The sequence below is a fragment of the Paraprevotella xylaniphila YIT 11841 genome (assembly GCF_900683745.1).
Classification (GTDB): domain Bacteria; phylum Bacteroidota; class Bacteroidia; order Bacteroidales; family Bacteroidaceae; genus Paraprevotella; species Paraprevotella xylaniphila.
The window spans coordinates 2,030,001-2,048,630 of the sequence record NZ_LR215980.1; the positions used below are offsets into that span (position 1 = coordinate 2,030,001).

Consider the following 18,630-nt stretch of genomic DNA (forward strand, 5'->3'; position numbering starts at 1 on the left):
CAAGCGCCTTAGTATGTTCTACCCGACCACGTGTGTCCGTTTACGGTACGGATGACTTGGTGCTGGAGTTTAGCGGGTTTTCTCGGGAGCATGGTTACCGGCGCTGTCGCGTTGCCCAGAAGGGCGCCGCGTACTTTCGCGCTTCGGCTCGGGAGGTGGGCTTGCCTGCCTCCCTCGTAACCTTTGCGCTTAAACCCCCTTTTCCGTCAGGGGGCGGCCGTGTCACTTCTCCGTCGCCGCGTCACACACCAAGACAGTAACGGAATATTAACCGTTTGATCCATCGCCCTCGCCCTTAGGCTTATGCTTAGGGACCGACTCACCCTGAACCGATTGGCGTTGTTCAGGAAACCTTGGTCTTTCGGCGGGAGGGGATCGCACCCTCCTTATCGTTACTTATACCTACATTTGCTTTTCCATCCGCTCCAGAGCCGCTCGCGCGGCGCCTTCGACGCAGGATGGAATGCTCCCCTACCGATATTCTCATATCCCACGGCTTCGGTAACTGGTTTCATACCCGATTATTATCCACGCCCATCCCCTCGACTAGTGAGCTGTTACGCACTCTTTGAATGAATGGCTGCTTCCAAGCCAACATCCTAGCTGTCTGGGGGGACGGACTGCGTTAGTCTAACTTAACCAGCATTTCGGGACCTTGGCCGGTGGTCTGGATTCTTCTCCTCTCGGGCACGGACCTTAGCACCCGTGCCCTTACTCCATGGATTGGCCGGCGCGCATTCGGAGTTTGTCAGGACTTGACAGGCGGTGAAGCCCTCGCATCCTATCAGTCGCTCTACCTCGCGCCGGGAACTCCACAGGCGGCACCTAAATGCCTTTCGGGGAGTACGAGCTATCTCCGAGTTTGATTGGCCTTTCACTCCTACACTCACCTCATCCAGAAGCTTTTCAACGCTTATTGGTGCGGACCTCCATCCCGTGTTACCGGGACTTCATCCTGGACAAGTGTAGATCACCCGGTTTCGCGTCTGCCACCACCGACTCCTGCGCCCTTTTAAGACTCGCTTCCGCTGCGGCTGCGGGGCTCATGCCCCTTGGCCTTGCCGGTGACGGCAACTCGTAGGTTCATTATGCAAAAGGCACGCCGTCACGCCCAATGGGCGCTCCGACCGCTTGTAGGCGCACGGTTTCAGGATCTTTTTCACTCCCCTAACAGGGGTGCTTTTCACCTTTCCCTCACGGTACTGGTTCACTATCGGTCTCTTACGAGTATTTAGCCTTGCCGGATGGGCCCGGCTGATTCACACAGGATTACACGTGTCCCGCGCTACTCAGGATTCCGCTACGCTTCGCATGGCTTCGTGTAAGGGGCTGTCACCCTCTATGGCGGAACTTTCCAGTTCCTTCCACTCGCCATCACTCTTGCGACATCGCGGTCCTACAACCCCGGCGATGCCTGGACAACGCCGGTTTGGGCTATTCCCCGGTCGCTCGCCACTACTGGGGGAATCATTATTTATTTTCTTCTCCTGCGGGTACTAAGATGTTTCAGTTCCCCGCGTTCGCCTCCCGCTCTCGCGGGATAACGTTTCTTCAAAACGTTGGGTTGCCCCATTCGGATACCCGCGGGTCAATGGCCATTTGCGCCTCACCGCGGCTTGTCGCAGCTTATCACGTCCTTCATCGCCTGTAAGAGCCTAGGCATCCGCCGTGCGCCCTTGAATACTTTCGCCTCGGCCGCCGGCCGCCTTCCACCAGGGAAGATACGGCAGGCGGGCCTGCCTGCACATGTTCGTTAAAACATACCTCGTTCGCTTTCTTTACGTTTTGTCTGTCCAACATGTCAATGATCGCATGCCCCCTCGGGGCCGGGTGGAGAATAACGGATTCGAACCGTTGACCCCCTGCTTGCAAAGCAGGTGCTCTAGCCAGCTGAGCTAATCCCCCCGAAAATACCCGCGTAGTCCCAGGCAGAGTTGAACTGCCGACCTCCACATTATCAGTGTGGCGCTCTGACCAACTGAGCTATGGGACTGGCGTGACCCTGTGACCCGGATGCGGGCGGGCGGCGGAAACGCCACCGGGCGGAAGCTGAGCCTCCTGCATCCCTCACTTATCCTTTTTTAAGCCTCACATACCAAAACAAGAAAGACAGCCGTACAAGAGGAAACTACCCGGGAGCGGACGCGGAATGGACCGTTTTGCGGGAAGGACCCCAGAAAGGAGGTGTTCCAGCCGCACCTTCCGGTACGGCTACCTTGTTACGACTTAGCCCCAATCACCGGTTTTACCCTAGGCCGACCCTCGCGGTCACGGACTTCAGGCACCCCCGGCTTTCATGGCTTGACGGGCGGTGTGTACAAGGCCCGGGAACGTATTCACCGCGCCATGGCTGATGCGCGATTACTAGCGAATCCAGCTTCGTGGAGTCGGGTTGCAGACTCCAGTCCGAACTGAGAGGGGTTTTAGGGATTGGCCAACCGTCACCGGGCAGCGGCCCTCTGTACCCCCCATTGTAACACGTGTGTCGCCCCGGACGTAAGGGCCGTGCTGATTTGACGTCATCCCCACCTTCCTCGCACCTTGCGGTGGCAGTGTCCCCAAAGTGCCCGGCATTACCCGGTGGCAACTGGGGAGGGGGGTTGCGCTCGTTATGGCACTTAAGCCGACACCTCACGGCACGAGCTGACGACAACCATGCAGCACCTTCGCAGGAGTCCCGAAGGAAAGGGCCGTCTCCGGCCCATGCACCTGCGATTCAAGCCCGGGTAAGGTTCCTCGCGTATCATCGAATTAAACCACATGTTCCTCCGCTTGTGCGGGCCCCCGTCAATTCCTTTGAGTTTCACCGTTGCCGGCGTACTCCCCAGGTGGAATGCTTAACGCTTTCGCTTGGCCGCCGACACTATGTCGCCGACAGCGGGCATTCATCGTTTACTGTGCGGACTACCAGGGTATCTAATCCTGTTTGATACCCGCACCTTCGAGCCTCAGCGTCAGTAATGCCCCGGTACAATGCCTGCGCGATCGGAGTTCCTCGTGATATCTAAGCATTTCACCGCTACACCACGAATTCCATGTACCCTGTGCATACTCAAGGCTGCCAGTTTCAACGGCGGAACGCGGTTGAGCCGCGCCATTTGACCGCTGACTTGACTGCCCGCCTACGCTCCCTTTAAACCCAATAAATCCGGATAACGCTCGCATCTTCCGTATTACCGCGGCTGCTGGCACGGAATTAGCCGATGCTTATTCATAAGGTACCTGCAAATGGCCATACATGGCCAACTTTATCCCCTTATAAAAGGAGTTTACAACCCGTAGGGCCGTCGTCCTCCACGCTACTTGGCTGGTTCAGGCTCGCGCCCATTGACCAATATTCCTCACTGCTGCCTCCCGTAGGAGTTTGGACCGTGTCTCAGTTCCAATGTGGGGGACCTTCCTCTCAGAACCCCTACCCATCGTCGCCTTGGTGGGCCGTTACCCCGCCAACAAGCTAATGGGACGCATCCCCATCCTTTACCAATTAATCTTTATTCATCAAGCCATGCGACTAAACGAATTCATCGGGTATTAAACTTCCTTTCAGAAGGCTATCCCCGGGTAAAGGGCAGGTTGGATACGCGTTACTCACCCGTGCGCCGGTCGCCATCAAACTTAGCAAGCTAAGTTCATGCTGCCCCTCGACTTGCATGTGTTAAGCCTGTAGCTAGCGTTCATCCTGAGCCAGGATCAAACTCTCCATTGTAGAATATCTTTTTGACCCGCCTTACGGCGGGGCATATCGTCTGTTCCGGACTCCCCGAACTTGTCACGCCTACCGGCGTGCCGCTCCTGGTTCCCCCTCAACTCGAATGAGGGGTATGACGGTTCGTTTCTTTTTTACCCTTGGACATTTCTCAAAGAGGAAACAACCTCCAAAAAAACATCCAAGCTCTTGTACTACTTTCTCTCTTTATGTAAGACTTTCAATGAACTCTTTCATTTACCGCCCCCGCTCCGCAACGGCCACACAAGGCCTTGCTTCCCGAAAGCGAGTGCAAAGGTACAACCTTTTACCATAACTGCCAAACGTTTGCCAATAAAAACCGAAAAAATATCCACTGACGAATTTTACACCTTATTTAATATAATAAGAACAAAAAACATTCTCATAATTTTTTTATTTCCTATCGAATATAGTACCTTTGCAGTCGACAATCAATATGTTATTATACAATAAATCCACAAACTATGATACAAATCTTACAAGCAACAAAAGATACCACCAATGTAACCAAAGAAGTCGTTTCAGCTATTGCATCCGGGCATACAGAACTCATTATCGAGAAATTGATAGATATGTGTATTTCCGCCGGAAAAAACATTTTGATTGCCATTATCGTCTACATCGTAGGACGTTTTCTTATCTCACTTATCCAACGCGTGATGAGCAATATGCTATCACGCCGGAAAGTGGAAATCAGTATCCAAACATTCCTCAAAAGTTTAGTTAGTATATTACTCAATGTCTTATTGATTGTTTCTGTTGTAGGAGCATTAGGAATCAATACGACCTCATTCGCCGCATTGTTGGCATCTGCCGGCGTAGCTATCGGCATGGCACTCTCTGGCAATTTGCAAAATTTTGCCGGAGGTCTTATCATTCTTTTCTTCAAACCTTATAAAGTAGGAGACTGGATTGAAGCACAAAGCGTTTCGGGAAGTGTTACAGCCATACAAATCATGCATACTTTGGTCACTACGGCCGATAACAAAGTTGTCTACATTCCTAATGGAGCCATGAGTAGCGGCGTTATTACAAATTATAGCCGTTTGGACACAAGACGCGTCGAATGGATTGTGGGAGTTGATTACGGAGAAGACATCGACAAGGTGAAAAGTGTAGTAAACGAACTCATTCAAAAAGATAACCGTATCTTAAAAGAACCAGCCCCCGTCATTGCCTTACACGCACTCGACTCCAGTAGTGTTAATGTAACGATAAGAGTATGGGTAGCAAACGGTGACTATTGGAATGTATATTTCGAAATGAACAAAAACATTTACGACGAATTCAACAAACAGGGTATTGATTTCCCATTCCCGCAAATGACTATCCATCAGGCTTAATACATAAGAACAGGAATGATTCAACAAGTAGAAATCATATTACGTGAACGACCGCGAGGTTTTCACCTCGTCACACGGGAGATTTCGGAACAGCTTCCGTCCTTGCCTCAAACCGGTTTATTGAACCTATTTATCAAACACACGAGTTGTGCGCTCTCCATCAACGAGAACGCCGACCCTGACGTGCGTACTGACATGACTAAAATATACGACCGTCTCATCAAAGAAAACGAGCCTTATTACGACCATGTCCTCGAAGGTGCGGACGACATGCCGGCCCATGCCAAATGTAGTCTGACAGGTGTCAGCCTCAATATACCCATATCCAAAGGTAAATTAAATTTGGGTACATGGCAAGGAATCTACCTTTGTGAGTTCCGCGACTACGGTGGAAGGCGCAAACTCACAGCCACCATCATAGGAGAATAAACGGATGATAGACAGAGCTACGGTAGACCGGATTATGGATGCGGCCCAGATTGTGGATGTCGTATCGGATTTTGTGACTTTACGGAAAGCGGGGGTCAACTACAAAGGCTTATGTCCTTTCCACGACGACCGTACCCCTTCGTTCGTGGTATCCCCATCCAAAGGTCTCTGCAAATGTTTCGCATGTGGAAAAGGCGGCAATGCCGTGCACTTCATCATGGAGCACGAACAACTGTCCTATCCCGATGCCCTACGTTATTTGGCCCGTAAATATAATATAGAAATCAAAGAACGGGAACTGACAGAAGAGGAAAAGCAGGCTCAAGATGAGCGAGAAAGCATGTTCGTCGTCAACGAATGGGCATGCCAGTTTTTTCAAGACCAACTCTACAATACAGTAGACGGACGAGCCATTGGAATGGCCTATTTCCGTTCACGAGGTTTTCGGGACGATATCATAAAAAAGTTTCAGTTAGGATACAGTCCTTCGCAAAGAGACGCCTGTGCCCGTGAAGCCAAGGCCAAAGGTTACAAAGAAGAGTTCCTGCTTTCTACTGGTTTATGTTACAAACGTGACAACGGACAATTACAAGACCGCTTTTTCGGGCGCGTCATTTTTCCAGTACATACGTTAAGCGGAAAAGTAGTAGCTTTCGGAGGACGTGTATTAGACGCAGCCACCAAAGGAGTCAATGTCAAATACCAAAACTCTCCGGAATCTGCCATTTATTCCAAGAAAAAAGAGTTGTATGGATTGTTTTTGGCCAAACAATCTATCGTCAAACAAGACCTTTGCTTTTTAGTGGAAGGCTACACCGATGTCATTTCCATGCATCAGATGGGAGTGGAAAATGTAGTTTCTTCTTCTGGAACGGCACTCACCACCGAACAAATCCGTATGATTCATCGTTTTACGGAAAACATCACCGTACTTTACGACGGAGATGCCGCCGGTATCAAAGCTTCCGAACGAGGCATCGACATGCTATTGGCCGAGGGAATGAACGTCAAATTACTACTTCTTCCGGACGGAGACGACCCGGACAGTTTTGCCCGTAAGCACAACGCCACCGAATATCAAGCTTATCTGAACGAACATCAGGTAGATTTCATTAAATACAAAACCGATTTATTACTGCATGAGGCACAAGGGGATCCTATCAAACTTTCCCGTCTCATCAGCAGTATCGTACATACCATTTCCGTCATTCCGGATGAAATCACGCGTTCCGTATACACCCGGGAAACAGCAACCATGCTGAACATGGAAGAACGAATGTTAGTAGCAGCCATTTCAAAAGAGATGGCCAAAGCCAAAGAGGAAAAGCAAAAACAGCGTGAAAATGAACGAAATCGTAAACACACACAGTTGCCATCCTCCGGACAAACACTCTCTTCCTTAGACCAAGACAGTCTTCCTCCCCCATCCCCATTCCCACCCTCTGAAGAGGGCATTCCCCCTATTCCGGATGACGGAACGCCGGCAGCCCCCCCTGTTCCCAATACTCCGCCTAGCAATAATCCGGCTATAACAGAGAATGCATCCACCCTCTCCTACATTCCCGGTAAGGGAGCCGAGGCCATGTTATTCTACAGGAAAGAACTGTTGTTGATACAAGTCCTCATTCGTTATGGAGAGAAAATTATATGTTACGCCGAAAACGAACAAGGAGAAGAAGTCCCGGTCAGTGTGGCCGAGTTCATCAACTATGCGTTGCAAGAAGACGGTTTGCTGTTCCACAACGCCCTTCATAAGCATATCCTGCAAGAAGCCATCGACCATATACACGAGGACGGCTTCTCGTCAGAACGCTATTTCCTGAACCATCCGGACAACCATATCAGTATGCTGGCTTTTGAGTTGAGTGGTGACAAATATCAACTGAGCAAATATCATTCCAAACATCAGAAAATCGCCAACGATGAAGAGAGGTTGACCGAATTGGTTCCCCACCTGATTTCCGACTTCAAATTGGCCATTGTAGACGAAGAACTGAAACAAATCCTCTTGAAATTGCGCCAACCCGATATTCTTTCACGCAAGGAAGAATATATGGAAATCATGAAGCATTACAAAGAGATGAAGGACATAGAACGAACCCTGGCCCGGGAACGGGGCGACCGGGTCATCACTTAATACAGACAGCTTATGGTCATCTTGATTACAGACGCAACCCACTGTGACAAAACTCTCCTGGCCTAAAGACTTTTGGAAAAGTACAAATATCCTTATTTATCCATTGACTTATTAAAAATGGGACTTATCAGAAGCGGTAGCACCTCCCTGTCTCCAAAAGAAGACTCAGAATTGGGCCATTACCTTTGGCCTATTCTCGGGAAAATAATCAAGAGGTTCTCGAAAAAGACCAACCGGTTTTGTCCCTCTTTATCCAATAAATCACTATTTTTGTAAAAACATCCAATTGACACGCCCGATGAATCATTTAGAAACAGCACGACTGATATTACGTCCTTTCACGGAACAAGACGCGGAAGCTCTGTTTGCCATACTTAGCGACAGAGACGTAAACACATTCCTGCCGATGTTTCCGCTTAAGAACCTGGAAGAAGCAAAAGCATACATCAAGGACAAGCATGCGGCAGTACATGCAGGAGAAACCCTGTTATACTACGCCATCTGCCGGAAAGAAGCTCCTGCTCCGATAGGTTATGTGCACGTAAGCGGAAATGACAGCCATGACTTAGGATACGGGCTGAAGAAAGAATTCTGGCACAAAGGGTTCTGTACTGAGGCATGCCAAGCCGTCATCGAGCAACTGAAACAAACCGGAATTCCTTATATTACGGCCACCCATGACGTAAACAATCCTCGAAGCGGCAAAGTCATGCAGGCCCTCGGCATGAAATACCAATACTCATACGAAGAATTGTGGCAACCCAAAAACTTCTTGGTAACCTTTCGGATGTACCAACTCAACTTCGACAAAGAAAAAGACAGGGTGTATAGAAAATACTGGGATAAATATCCCGTCCACTTCATAGAAAACCTGACTCCCGGTACAGAACTGCCTTCTATATAAAACTCTTCAAAAGATTCACATTCAAATTCATTCTTATGAAACATTTGACCCGATATTTATGGCCCATTGCCCTCTGCATGTCAGTAGGTTTTTCCGCCTCGCTATTTCAGCGGGAAGCCATCGCGGAATGGTATCCTTTCCTGAATAAACCCGTACTCACCCCTCCCAATGGAGCGTTCCCTATCGTATGGGGCATCCTTTACATCCTGATAGGAACCTCCTTGGGACGAATCTGGGGCAAAGGCCTGAAAGTATCCCAACGTGAATGGTGGATACAGTTGGCCCTGAACTTCTGTTGGAGTATCGCCTTCTTCTTTTTGCGGGAACCCTTATGGGGCATGGGCATCATTCTGATACTCGATGTGGTGGTACTGGACTATATCCTTATCACATTCAAAAAGGACAAGCTTGCGGCCGCCTGTTTCATCCCCTATATCCTGTGGCTGTTATGGGCAACTTACCTGAACGCCTACATTTATATCTTCAATTAACGCAGCAGCGAACGTCCGCAACGGTTTCCGCTTATCGTCACGTCCTTGCAATCCTCCGTACGGAAGAACGCATCCGGAGATACAGGACCGTCTCCCGCCACTGAGATATAATTATCCCGGATGATCAGGCCATCCGTAGCCCGGGCAGATACCGCCTCGCTCCCTTGGCGAATCACAAAACGATTAGCCTCTATACGGACATTGCGATGGACGGCACCTTCGTAACGGTCATTTTCCGGCATCACGGCAATGACGGGCGAACCGCATTCCATAAACAAGTTGCGGCGTATCGTGACATCGCGTACAGGACCGGATTCATACCACCCACGCGCATCGTCGGAAACCAGTACCCCGCTCATCGGGATACGATAGAATACGTTATCTTCTATCACGACCTTCCGGCGTGTCGTCACCAGAATCCCCCGGGTAGGAATACGGGAGAAATAATTATTTCGTATTTCCACTTCGGGCGTCCATGTCACATTCTCCACCGACACATTCTCCGCCGTCTTCACATTGTCGTTCACAGCCCGGTCCAACGTCAGCAGGATTTCATAATCGTCTATCCGTTCTACAGCCTTCACGCATGCCGGTTGCAAGCAACGCAGGGAATGGGCATCCACGAACTCCACCTCATCCCCTTTATAAAAAGCCTCAAAACCGTATGACTGTCCGTGCATGAAACGCACCTTCACCTGCCTGTCCGAAACATATTCCATGACTTTCAGATGCGTGCCGTGTATATTGATCGGGTCGTCGTGCGCCCCTTCAAAATAAGAATCAAGAATGCGTATTTTCCCTTTGCACCCAGACATCTGGACAAAGTCCGCAAACCCGGCACAAGTACGTCCCGAGCCCCATTCCGGCGCACAATATAACTTCTCATAAGTCAGGTTCTCGGAATACTGCCCTACAATCCCGAAATTACCCAAGAAATGGAATTTGATATTTTCGAGCTTCACGTCTTTGCTCTGATGTATAAAACCGCATGCTTCAGTCCGAAAGGAATGACGCATCTGGTAAACCTCTCCCGTTTTGAATCCGGGAGCACGGTCGTAATTAAAACGCACCAACCCCTCGTCCAGTTCGATGGCTTTCGTCACACCGGCCAATGGGGACTCGCACCGATTGGTCACGTTGGTTTGCGGATAGAACACCTGGGCAATGCCTCCGCCAAAACGCCATCCCTCACCTTTCCAATAAAACTTCCCATCCTCTATCTCGTAACTCGAACCGGCAGTAACCCTGGCAGTGATGGAATTTACATCGGTTGAAACCACGGTCATTTCAGGTACTGACGGATCGGCAGCCACCAATGAGAAATTTTTCAAAGTGACATTCTCGCATCCGTCAATCACGAAAGGCGTCATTTCGCCGTGGGTTACGAAACGGGCACCTCCTCCATCCACTGTAATATTCTTCATGTCCTTGAGCCATATCCCTATATGTTTCGTCGGGTCAGGATTCTCTTCCGCCGAAGCCGTATTGGATATATAATACAGGCAAGGAGAAGAAGAGGTACGATAAATATGGTAATCTCCTTGTTGCAATCGAATCAATACTGCCCGTCCTTTATAAGAAGAAGCTTGTTCTATGGTTCTTCGCAACACCGGTGTCGCATCCCCCTCCGGCACAGGTACATCCAATACCACGGGAGCAGCCATCCCCGTCATAACAAAACAACAAAAAACACTCAGGCTCATCAAAAGCTTTCTCATGGTTCTTTCCACATTAAATTAGTTTATGGCAAAGTTAGCCTGTTTCATTCCCAACATCGGTATAGAATTGAGGCAAAAAATAACAAAATTAACGCGAATATATCCTTTTTTCTTTTACCTTTGTACTTAAATTACCTACATCAATTCAAACCAATGAAAATCATGACACGACTTAAGACCAAGTTATCCGCCTTTCTTCCCTTCATCGGGCTTCTTTGCGCCCAAGCACAACGCGACATGAAAACCATCAACGACGGTTGGTTTTTCAGAAAAGCTTCCACAGAAAACTGGCAACCCGTAAATGTTCCCCATACGTATAACCTGGATGCCTATTCGCAAAGGAACTATTATATGGGGAAAGCATTTTACCAGAAATCGTTCGTCTTACCGGAAGTTCCGCAAGGCAAACGCTGTTTTCTAAAAATAGATGCAGCCAGCAAAGCGGCAGACCTTACGCTGAACGGACAAAAGATAGGCAGCCATGCAGGCGGGTACAGTGCTTTTACATTCGATATCACCCCCTATATCCAGAAGAACAACACGATAGAAATCACGGTAGACAACAGCCGGAAAGATATTACTCCCATATCGGCCGACTTCACATTCTGGGGTGGCATATACCGTGATGTATGGCTTATCACTACCTCCGAACAACATTTCAATCTTTTGAATCATGGTTCCGATGGTATCTTCATCAGTACCCCGCATGTAGACGAGAAGGAAGCTACGATAGAAATACGTAGTGAAATCACGAACGATGCCACAGAAAAGGCTACCCTCGAAGTAATCCATCAAATCTATGACCCGCAGGGCAAATTGCAGCAAACCCTGAAACAACTACTTTCCGTCAAAGCCGGTGAAACCCAAACGGTACGTAAAACCTCCGCCATCGAGCAACCCCAATTATGGAGCCCGGAAAGCCCGCTGCTTTACGAAGTGGTCACCACGCTCCGTAATCCCAAAACGGGCACGGAATTGGATCGGAGCATGCACAAAACCGGATTCCGTTGGTTCAAATTCGATGGCGAAAAAGGGTTCTTCCTGAACGGAAAACCTTATAAGTTACGTGGGGTAAACCGGCATCAAGACCAGGCACCCGTCGGCGTAGCCTTGGACGACGAGACCCACCGCAGGGACATACGCCTCATCAAAGAAATGGGATGCAACTTCATCCGCATCTCACATTATCCTCAAGACGATGCATTAGTGGAGGCTTGCGATGAAATGGGCTTATTGGCATGGGAAGAGATACCCATCGTCAACATTGTACCCGACACCCCGGGCTACGGTGACCATTGCGAAACCAATCTGACCGAAATGATCCGACAGCATTACAACCATCCGAGCATCATCGCATGGGGCTACATGAACGAAATCCTGCTCGTCACCCCAGGGCCAGACCGCCCGGAATGGTCTGCTTACCGCGAACGCACTGTGGCTTTGGCCCAACGACTCGAAAAAAAGCTGAAAGAAGAAGACCCATACCGCGCCAGTGTCATGGCCTACAACATGACGAACCTTTACAATGAAATAGGATTGGACTTGGTGGACGTTTCCGGATGGAACCTTTACCACGGTTGGTATGTAGGAAAACTGGATGAATTCGACCTATGGATGGAAGACCAACACGTGCGTTACCCGAAACGCCCCACCATCATTAGCGAATGGGGAGCAGGTTCCGACCGCCGCCTTCATTCCAGGCACCCGAAAGCCTTCGACTTCAGCATAGAATACCAACAAACATACGTAGAACACTACTTGCCTTTCATCGAAGGTACAGAATATATCAGCGGATGCACTTATTGGAATTTCATAGACTTCAATGTGGCAGCCCGACAAGAATCCATGCCGAGGGTAAACAACAAGGGACTGTTCTACAACGACCGTACACCCAAAGACGTGTCTTACTATTTTAAAGCCATGTGGCGTAAGGATACGCCCGTATTGCACATTGCCAGCCGGGACTGGCCCGTACGGACAGGAGACAAAAACGAAAAGCATCCCGTCAAAATCTATACGAACCTGGACGAAGTGGAACTCATCATTAACGGAAAATCCATCGGAAAGCAGCGTCCCGCCAACTGCCATACGGTCTTCAACGTGACATTGCCATACGGGACATCTACCCTCAAAGCACAGGGAGACAAAAACGGACAGATGGTGGAGGACGTCATGGTCCTGCGCCTGGATGCGATGCCCGACTTGGCAAAGGGAGATGAACTAGGCATCAATGTAGGAAGCGACTGTGCCTTTACTTCGGATGTCAGCGGACTTACATGGCTGCCAGACCAACCATACTCCAAAGGCAGTTGGGGATACATAGAAGGAAAGGCACGCAGTACGACTTCCGAAATAGAGAATACCACAGACGGACCTTTGTACCAAACATGGCGCGAAAACCTACGTGCCTATCAAATCGACGCACCGTCCGGCACATACGAGGTGGAACTGCTCATGGCAGACGTGAGCCGTTCACGGCCGCAATTGGCCAACTTGTTAGGACGGGGACACGACGGACAGGCCATAGCCGACAGCCGGTTCAACATCACCATCTGCGGTCGTCGGGTAGAAACCGACTTTTCACCAGCCGACGGCGGACATTACCGCCAAGCTTCCCGCCGACGTTATATCATTCAGAACAAGGAAAACAAAATCGATGTGCTTTTCGAAACCCTGAAAGGCAAATGCCATCTGGCCGGAATAAAAATAAGAAAGCTGTAAGCACTATCAAACCGTCATGACCTTATACATACAGAAGACCTCTCCCATCTGCAAGAACGGGAGAGGTCTTCTATAATAAAATCCAAAACAAAGAATCTCATTCCATGCTCACCGCCGTACCGCTGCATGTCACCATCAGCATGCTGCCGCTTGCCCCCACCGTTTCATAATCCAAATCGATTCCAATGACCGCGTTGGCACCCAACCGGGCCGCTTCCTCCCCCATCTCCCGCAAAGCCGTGTCTTTGGCCTTGCGCAAGACCTCTTCATACGAACCAGAACGGCCGCCGAAGAAATCCCGCAATCCGGCAAAAAGATCGCGCACCGCGTTCGCACCAATGATTGCCTCGCCCGTCACCACACCATGATACTTCGTAATATGTCTGCCCTCCACAAGGGCCGTAGTCGTCATCAACATATATATACTATTTTGAAAGTTAAGTTATCGCCTCCTTTTTCCGCTGTTCGTCATCCAATGGTCTACCGAATATTTACCCGGTCCGACCATATACATCAGAATGAACACAACCAGATAGACAAAAGCCAATTCACCTCCCGTTATACTTCCACCATGGGCAAAGAAAAAAGCCACAGCCATCGTTACTATCATCGGAATCATGCTCAAACGATACAAGAAACCGAACACAAAGGCTACTGAACAAAACAGTTCACCGAAAATGACCAACATCAGAGAGTAACGGCTCCCGATTCCGAATGGGTCAGGGAAAGAAGCAGACATGGCGGCAAAACCCATCAGTTTGGCATAGCCGTGAGTCATCAGTAACGAGCCGAACAGCAGACGCATGGACAACAGGAAAAGGGAAAAGTTCGTTTGGTTCGCTTTACGCGGAAACAATAAAGTATTATATTTCATATTCATCATTATTTAATAGTAAAAAATACAAGATAAAGCTGCTGTAGATACAAAAAAACCTTATCTGAAGCCAAATATACGAATAAGATTCGTCTTCCTGACCCTTTTTACATTTAATAACGACCTTACAACCGTTTTATCTGTATTTTTATCTGCCCAGGTCAGACCTGGATGCCATACACCTGCTTGACCTCATCCATCACGAAGGTGGACTCCATGGAACCGAGACTCTCGATTGTCCCCAACACATTGAGAAGAAACTCCTGATAATACTTCATATCGGGTGCATGAATCTTGAGCAGGTAATCGTAACTACCGGAGATGTTATAGCACTCCGTCACTTCCGGTATTTCCCGGATAATGCCCGTGAACTCTTCTGCGATTTCTTTGTTCAACCGGCGCAGCTTCACCCGGCAAAATACTAAAAAACCACGATTGAGCTTTTCGGCATCCAACACTGCGATATACTTCTTAATGTATCCTTGCGCCTCCAGTCTCTTCAAGCGTTCAAAAACAGGGGTCGTAGAAAGATGCACGCGTGCGGCCAGTTCTTTTGTCGTCAAACGGGCATTATCTTGCAAAGTACGCAGGATTTGCAAGTCGATATGATCTAAACTTTCCATAGAAAAAACGTCTATAAACAGAGCTGTAGCCCCCTTAAACAAGGCTGTATATTCTGTTTTTGAATACAAAAATAGATATTTTTTCCGTATTTCTTTCACTTCTTGTTTGATTATTCCAAAAACCATAACTTTGCCATCATCGAAACAAGAAACAGTCAAGAACTTAATAACAGAAACATCATGGACAGAACAAAACTACACTTCGAGACCCTGCAACTCCATGTAGGACAAGAGCAGGCGGACCCGGCCACGGATGCCCGTGCCGTACCGATTTACCAAACCGCCTCATACGTGTTCCACAATGCGGACGATGCAGCCGCACGCTTCGGCCTGCAAGCCCCCGGCAACATCTACGGACGGCTGACCAACAGCACGCAAGGAGTGTTCGAGGAACGCATGGCCGCCTTGGAAGGCGGAATAGCCGGACTGGCCGTAGCTTCGGGAGCGGCCGCCATCACTTACGCTTTCCAGAACATCACACGTGCAGGCGACCACATCGTAGCCGCCAAAACCATTTACGGCGGCAGCTACAACCTTCTGGCCCACACCCTGTCGGCATACGGCGTCACCACTACATTCGTCGATCCTGAAAACCCCGGCAATTTCGAACAAGCCATACAGGAAAACACCAAAGCCGTATTCATCGAGACATTGGGAAACCCCAATTGCAACATCATAGACATTGATGCCGTGGCCGACATCGCACACCGCCACCGGATTCCGCTCATCATAGACAATACGTTCGGCACGCCTTACCTTATCCGTCCGATAGAGCATGGGGCAGACATCGTCGTACATTCGGCCACGAAGTTCATCGGCGGCCACGGCACTTCATTAGGAGGTGTCATCGTGGACTCCGGAAAATTCGACTGGAAAGCTTCCGGGAAATTCCCGCAACTCACCCAACCGGATGCCAGCTACCACGGCATTTGTTTCACCGACGCGGCAGGAGCGGCAGCCTACATCACCCGTATCCGCGCCACACTGTTGCGCGACACGGGAGCTACCATCAGCCCGTTCAATGCCTTCATCCTTCTTCAGGGGTTGGAAACCTTGTCCTTACGGGTGGAACGCCACGTGGAGAACACCCTGAAAATCCTGGATTTCCTCTCCACACACCCTAAGGTAAAGAAAGTCAACCATCCGGCATTGCCCGGACACCCCGACCATAAACTATATGAAACGTACTTCCCGAAAGGAGCCGGTTCCATCTTCACCTTCGAAATCAAGGGAGGACGTGAAGAAGCGTTCCGCTTCATCGACAGCCTGGAGATATTCTCTCTTTTGGCCAACGTGGCCGATGTCAAATCGCTGGTCATCCACCCGGCCAGTACCACCCACTCCCAACTCAATGAAACGGAACTGGCCGAGCAAGGCATCACGCAAGCCACGATACGTCTCTCCATCGGCACGGAACATATCGACGACTTGCTCTCTGACCTGACGCAGGCCTTCGCCCAAGTCTGAATACCTAAGAACCACGTAATACATATACATTCGACAAACGCAAAAAAGAAAAGATTATGGAAAAGATTTATCATTCGCTGACCGAACTTATCGGGCGTACACCTTTATTGGAAATCAGCCACATAGAAAAGAAAGAACAACTGAAAGCCAGAGTTCTGGCCAAACTGGAAAGTTTCAATCCCGGAGGAAGCGTGAAAGACCGCGCAGCCTTCTATATGATAGAGGCGGCAGAAAAAGAAGGCCTGCTGCGTCCCGGTAGCCTCATCATAGAGCCTACTAGCGGAAACACGGGCATCGGACTGGCTTGGATTGCCTCAGTCAAAGGTTACCGGCTCACGCTCACCATGCCTGAAACTATGAGCCTCGAACGCCGCAATCTTCTGAAAGCATTAGGTGCCACACTGGTACTCACTCCGGGCAGCGAGGGCATGAAGGGAGCCATCCGCAAGGCCGAAGAACTGAAAGCTGCAAATCCCGGTGCTTTCATTCCGGGACAATTCGACAACCCGGCCAATCCGGAAGCACACGTACAAACCACAGCAGAGGAAATATGGAACGACACAGACGGTAAAGTGGACTTCTTCGTAGCCGGCGTAGGCACGGGAGGCACCATCAGCGGAACAGCTAAAGGATTGAAAAAGCACAATCCGTCCGTGCAAGCCATAGCCGTAGAACCGGACGCCTCGCCCGTTCTCTCCGGCGGTAGCCCCGGGCCTCATAAAATACAAGGTATAGGCGCCGGCTTCGCTCCGGTGAATTTCGACCGCCAACAGGTGGACGAAATCATCCGGGTCACAGACGAAGATGCCGTCCGTGCCTCCCGCATGCTGGCCAGCCACGAGGGGGTGCTCGCGGGCATCTCATCCGGCGCTGCCCTGCACGCCGCCCTGCAAATCGCACGCCGCCCGGAGAATGAGGGCAAAACGATTGTCGTGCTGCTTCCCGACACGGGCGAACGCTACCTGTCTACCGTACTGTATGCCTTCGAAGACTTCCCGTTGTAAAGGGCCTCAACCTAAAATGTATGCTTTTCTGCTTACATCGCCTTATGGAACAGGCGTTTTCATAAATCACTCATAATTAACGATGTAAATAAGCAGAGCCATTCCAAAAATCAATTGCCGCAGATTCACAAATCATTCTGCGGCAATTGATTTTTCAATCTAAGCCAAACGATTTTCCGTTTGGCGCACAAAAATTTCACGCTCCCCGCCCGCAAAATTTTTCAATCGGAAATCCCGGGGCGACATTCCCGTGTTCTTTTTAAAAAAACGTGTGAGGCACGACTGGTCCGTAAAATGAAGCCGCTCCGCGATTTCCGTAACGGACAAGTCCGGCTCGCTAAGCAATACCTTAATCTCTGCCACCAACTGCTCGTCTATCAACTGCTTGGGCGAACGTCCACCCATATAACGGACGGTAATCTGATGCAAATAACGTGGAGTGATGCAAAGCTTTTCTGAATAAAAAGCCACTTGGTGCTCCTGTGCGCCATGGTCGCGCACCAACTGCATGAACCTGTGGCAAATCGCCTGCTTACGGCTGTACTGCTTCGCGACCGACAGCTTTTCCTGTATGGTGTTGAACAGCCACATCAGCAACCCCTGCAGGAAATTATACTCTTGCTGCTGCCTGAACGGGGACACATTTCCGCAAAAAAGCATCCGAGCCATATCCATCCACAAATTGATCTGCACCCATGTGGCCTGGCTCCGCTCATCCTCCGTATGACGGTAACAAGGATGTTCGTGCGTGTAGTTCAGGTAAGGGGTATCTATGGGCAGGACGGCTTTCAGAAAAACTTCTTTGGGAAACATCAGCAAACGTACCGTAAAATCATCCGACGCACAAAGCACTTGTATCAGGCTTCCTGCAAGAAAAATAAGCTCGGTCTGCTCCCCCAAGGCATATTGCTGCACGCCGGTGGACACGACAGCCGTGCCACGGACGCAAATCAAATAAACCCCACACACGAAATGGCTTGGCCTTGAACGCAGCGAAGCCAAATCGGTTTCCTCATAGTGGATGGATGAAGTGTCGGAAGGTAAGAATACGGCCATGGTTTTATTCCTTTTTAGACCGCAAATATACGAAAAATCATTTCCTCTTCCGTATATTATTCCGATAATGAAATGTTTTGTACACGTTACGACAAACGAAAACAGTTCCGATTGAAGTACTTTTGCACCGGAAAAA

13 protein-coding genes, 2 tRNA genes, 2 rRNA genes and 1 pseudogene (1 of these 18 cut by a window edge) are annotated in these 18,630 nt (G+C 49.6%); 9 read left to right on the top strand and 9 right to left on the bottom strand.

Going from position 1 to position 18,630, the window contains the following annotated elements; genetic code table 11:
- From E0E47_RS08685 to E0E47_RS08700, 4 genes are all read right to left on the bottom strand, one after another.
- Positions 1-1,691: ribosomal RNA gene (locus tag E0E47_RS08685) — 23S ribosomal RNA — on the bottom strand; it reaches 1,203 nt to the left of the window's first position.
- Positions 1,692-1,831: 140 nt separating this feature from the next.
- A tRNA-Ala gene (locus tag E0E47_RS08690) sits at positions 1,832-1,905 on the bottom strand.
- A gap of 14 nt (positions 1,906-1,919) precedes the next feature.
- Positions 1,920-1,993: transfer RNA gene (locus E0E47_RS08695), tRNA-Ile, on the bottom strand.
- 184 nt (positions 1,994-2,177) lie between these two features.
- Positions 2,178-3,706 (bottom strand): 16S ribosomal RNA (locus tag E0E47_RS08700).
- The 16S and 23S rRNA genes sit together here with 2 tRNA genes alongside, the layout of an rRNA operon.
- A gap of 485 nt (positions 3,707-4,191) precedes the next feature.
- On the opposite strand from E0E47_RS08700, the gene E0E47_RS08705 reads away from it, so the two are divergent.
- The 6 genes and pseudogenes from E0E47_RS08705 to E0E47_RS08730 all read left to right on the top strand — a co-directional run bounded on the left by E0E47_RS08705 (position 4,192) and on the right by E0E47_RS08730 (position 9,031).
- Positions 4,192-5,070, top strand: coding sequence for a mechanosensitive ion channel family protein (locus E0E47_RS08705; RefSeq protein ID WP_008626782.1), 879 nt, complete (start codon positions 4,192-4,194; stop codon positions 5,068-5,070).
- A 15-nt stretch (positions 5,071-5,085) separates the two neighbouring features.
- A complete protein-coding gene (locus E0E47_RS08710; RefSeq protein ID WP_008617736.1) occupies positions 5,086-5,499 on the top strand; it encodes a secondary thiamine-phosphate synthase enzyme YjbQ in 414 nt (137 codons plus the stop codon).
- Between the two features lie 4 nt (positions 5,500-5,503).
- Positions 5,504-7,636 (top strand): DNA primase, encoded by a 2,133-nt coding sequence (dnaG, locus tag E0E47_RS08715; RefSeq protein WP_008626786.1) that lies wholly within the window; start codon positions 5,504-5,506, stop codon positions 7,634-7,636.
- 72 nt (positions 7,637-7,708) lie between these two features.
- Positions 7,709-7,849: pseudogene (locus tag E0E47_RS17565) on the top strand (adenylate kinase); the annotation flags it as partial.
- 85 nt (positions 7,850-7,934) lie between these two features.
- Complete coding sequence (locus tag E0E47_RS08725) at positions 7,935-8,540, top strand: GNAT family N-acetyltransferase (RefSeq protein ID WP_008626787.1); 606 nt, start codon at positions 7,935-7,937, stop codon at positions 8,538-8,540.
- Positions 8,541-8,575: 35 nt separating this feature from the next.
- Complete coding sequence (locus E0E47_RS08730) at positions 8,576-9,031, top strand: TspO/MBR family protein (protein ID WP_232038377.1); 456 nt, start codon at positions 8,576-8,578, stop codon at positions 9,029-9,031.
- On the opposite strand, the gene E0E47_RS08735 is transcribed toward E0E47_RS08730, so the two are convergent.
- The gene (locus tag E0E47_RS08735) at positions 9,028-10,749 is read right to left on the bottom strand and encodes a right-handed parallel beta-helix repeat-containing protein (RefSeq protein ID WP_232038378.1); all 1,722 of its coding nucleotides are present in this window, start codon (positions 10,747-10,749) and stop codon (positions 9,028-9,030) included. The genes E0E47_RS08730 and E0E47_RS08735 overlap by 4 nt on opposite strands.
- A 153-nt stretch (positions 10,750-10,902) precedes the next feature.
- Here E0E47_RS08735 and E0E47_RS08740 point away from each other — a divergent pair, with 153 nt between their 5' ends.
- Entirely contained in the window at positions 10,903-13,470 is a 2,568-nt protein-coding gene (locus E0E47_RS08740; protein WP_130893477.1) for a glycoside hydrolase family 2 TIM barrel-domain containing protein, read from the top strand.
- Between the two features lie 97 nt (positions 13,471-13,567).
- Here the strand turns inward: E0E47_RS08740 and E0E47_RS08745 are convergent, their stop codons facing one another.
- From E0E47_RS08745 to E0E47_RS08755, 3 genes are all read right to left on the bottom strand, one after another.
- Positions 13,568-13,888: a heavy metal-binding domain-containing protein gene (locus E0E47_RS08745; protein WP_130893478.1), complete on the bottom strand. Its 321-nt coding sequence runs from the start codon at positions 13,886-13,888 to the stop codon at positions 13,568-13,570.
- A 24-nt stretch (positions 13,889-13,912) separates the two neighbouring features.
- A complete protein-coding gene (locus tag E0E47_RS08750; protein ID WP_130893479.1) occupies positions 13,913-14,353 on the bottom strand; it encodes a DoxX family protein in 441 nt (146 codons plus the stop codon).
- Positions 14,354-14,505: 152 nt separating this feature from the next.
- Positions 14,506-14,967: an Lrp/AsnC family transcriptional regulator gene (locus E0E47_RS08755; RefSeq protein WP_040602783.1), complete on the bottom strand. Its 462-nt coding sequence runs from the start codon at positions 14,965-14,967 to the stop codon at positions 14,506-14,508.
- A gap of 180 nt (positions 14,968-15,147) precedes the next feature.
- Between E0E47_RS08755 and E0E47_RS08760 the strand changes: the two genes are divergently transcribed.
- Both E0E47_RS08760 and cysK read left to right on the top strand, forming a co-directional pair.
- Positions 15,148-16,434: an O-acetylhomoserine aminocarboxypropyltransferase/cysteine synthase family protein gene (locus E0E47_RS08760; RefSeq protein WP_130893480.1), complete on the top strand. Its 1,287-nt coding sequence runs from the start codon at positions 15,148-15,150 to the stop codon at positions 16,432-16,434.
- Between the two features lie 56 nt (positions 16,435-16,490).
- The gene (cysK, locus tag E0E47_RS08765; protein WP_130893481.1) at positions 16,491-17,438 is read left to right on the top strand and encodes a cysteine synthase A; all 948 of its coding nucleotides are present in this window, start codon (positions 16,491-16,493) and stop codon (positions 17,436-17,438) included.
- Between the two features lie 159 nt (positions 17,439-17,597).
- Here cysK and E0E47_RS08770 read toward each other — a convergent pair whose 3' ends face one another.
- On the bottom strand, positions 17,598-18,494 hold the full coding sequence (locus E0E47_RS08770) for a helix-turn-helix domain-containing protein (protein WP_130893482.1): 897 nt from the start codon (positions 18,492-18,494) through the stop codon (positions 17,598-17,600).
- Positions 18,495-18,630: the final 136 nt, after the last annotated feature.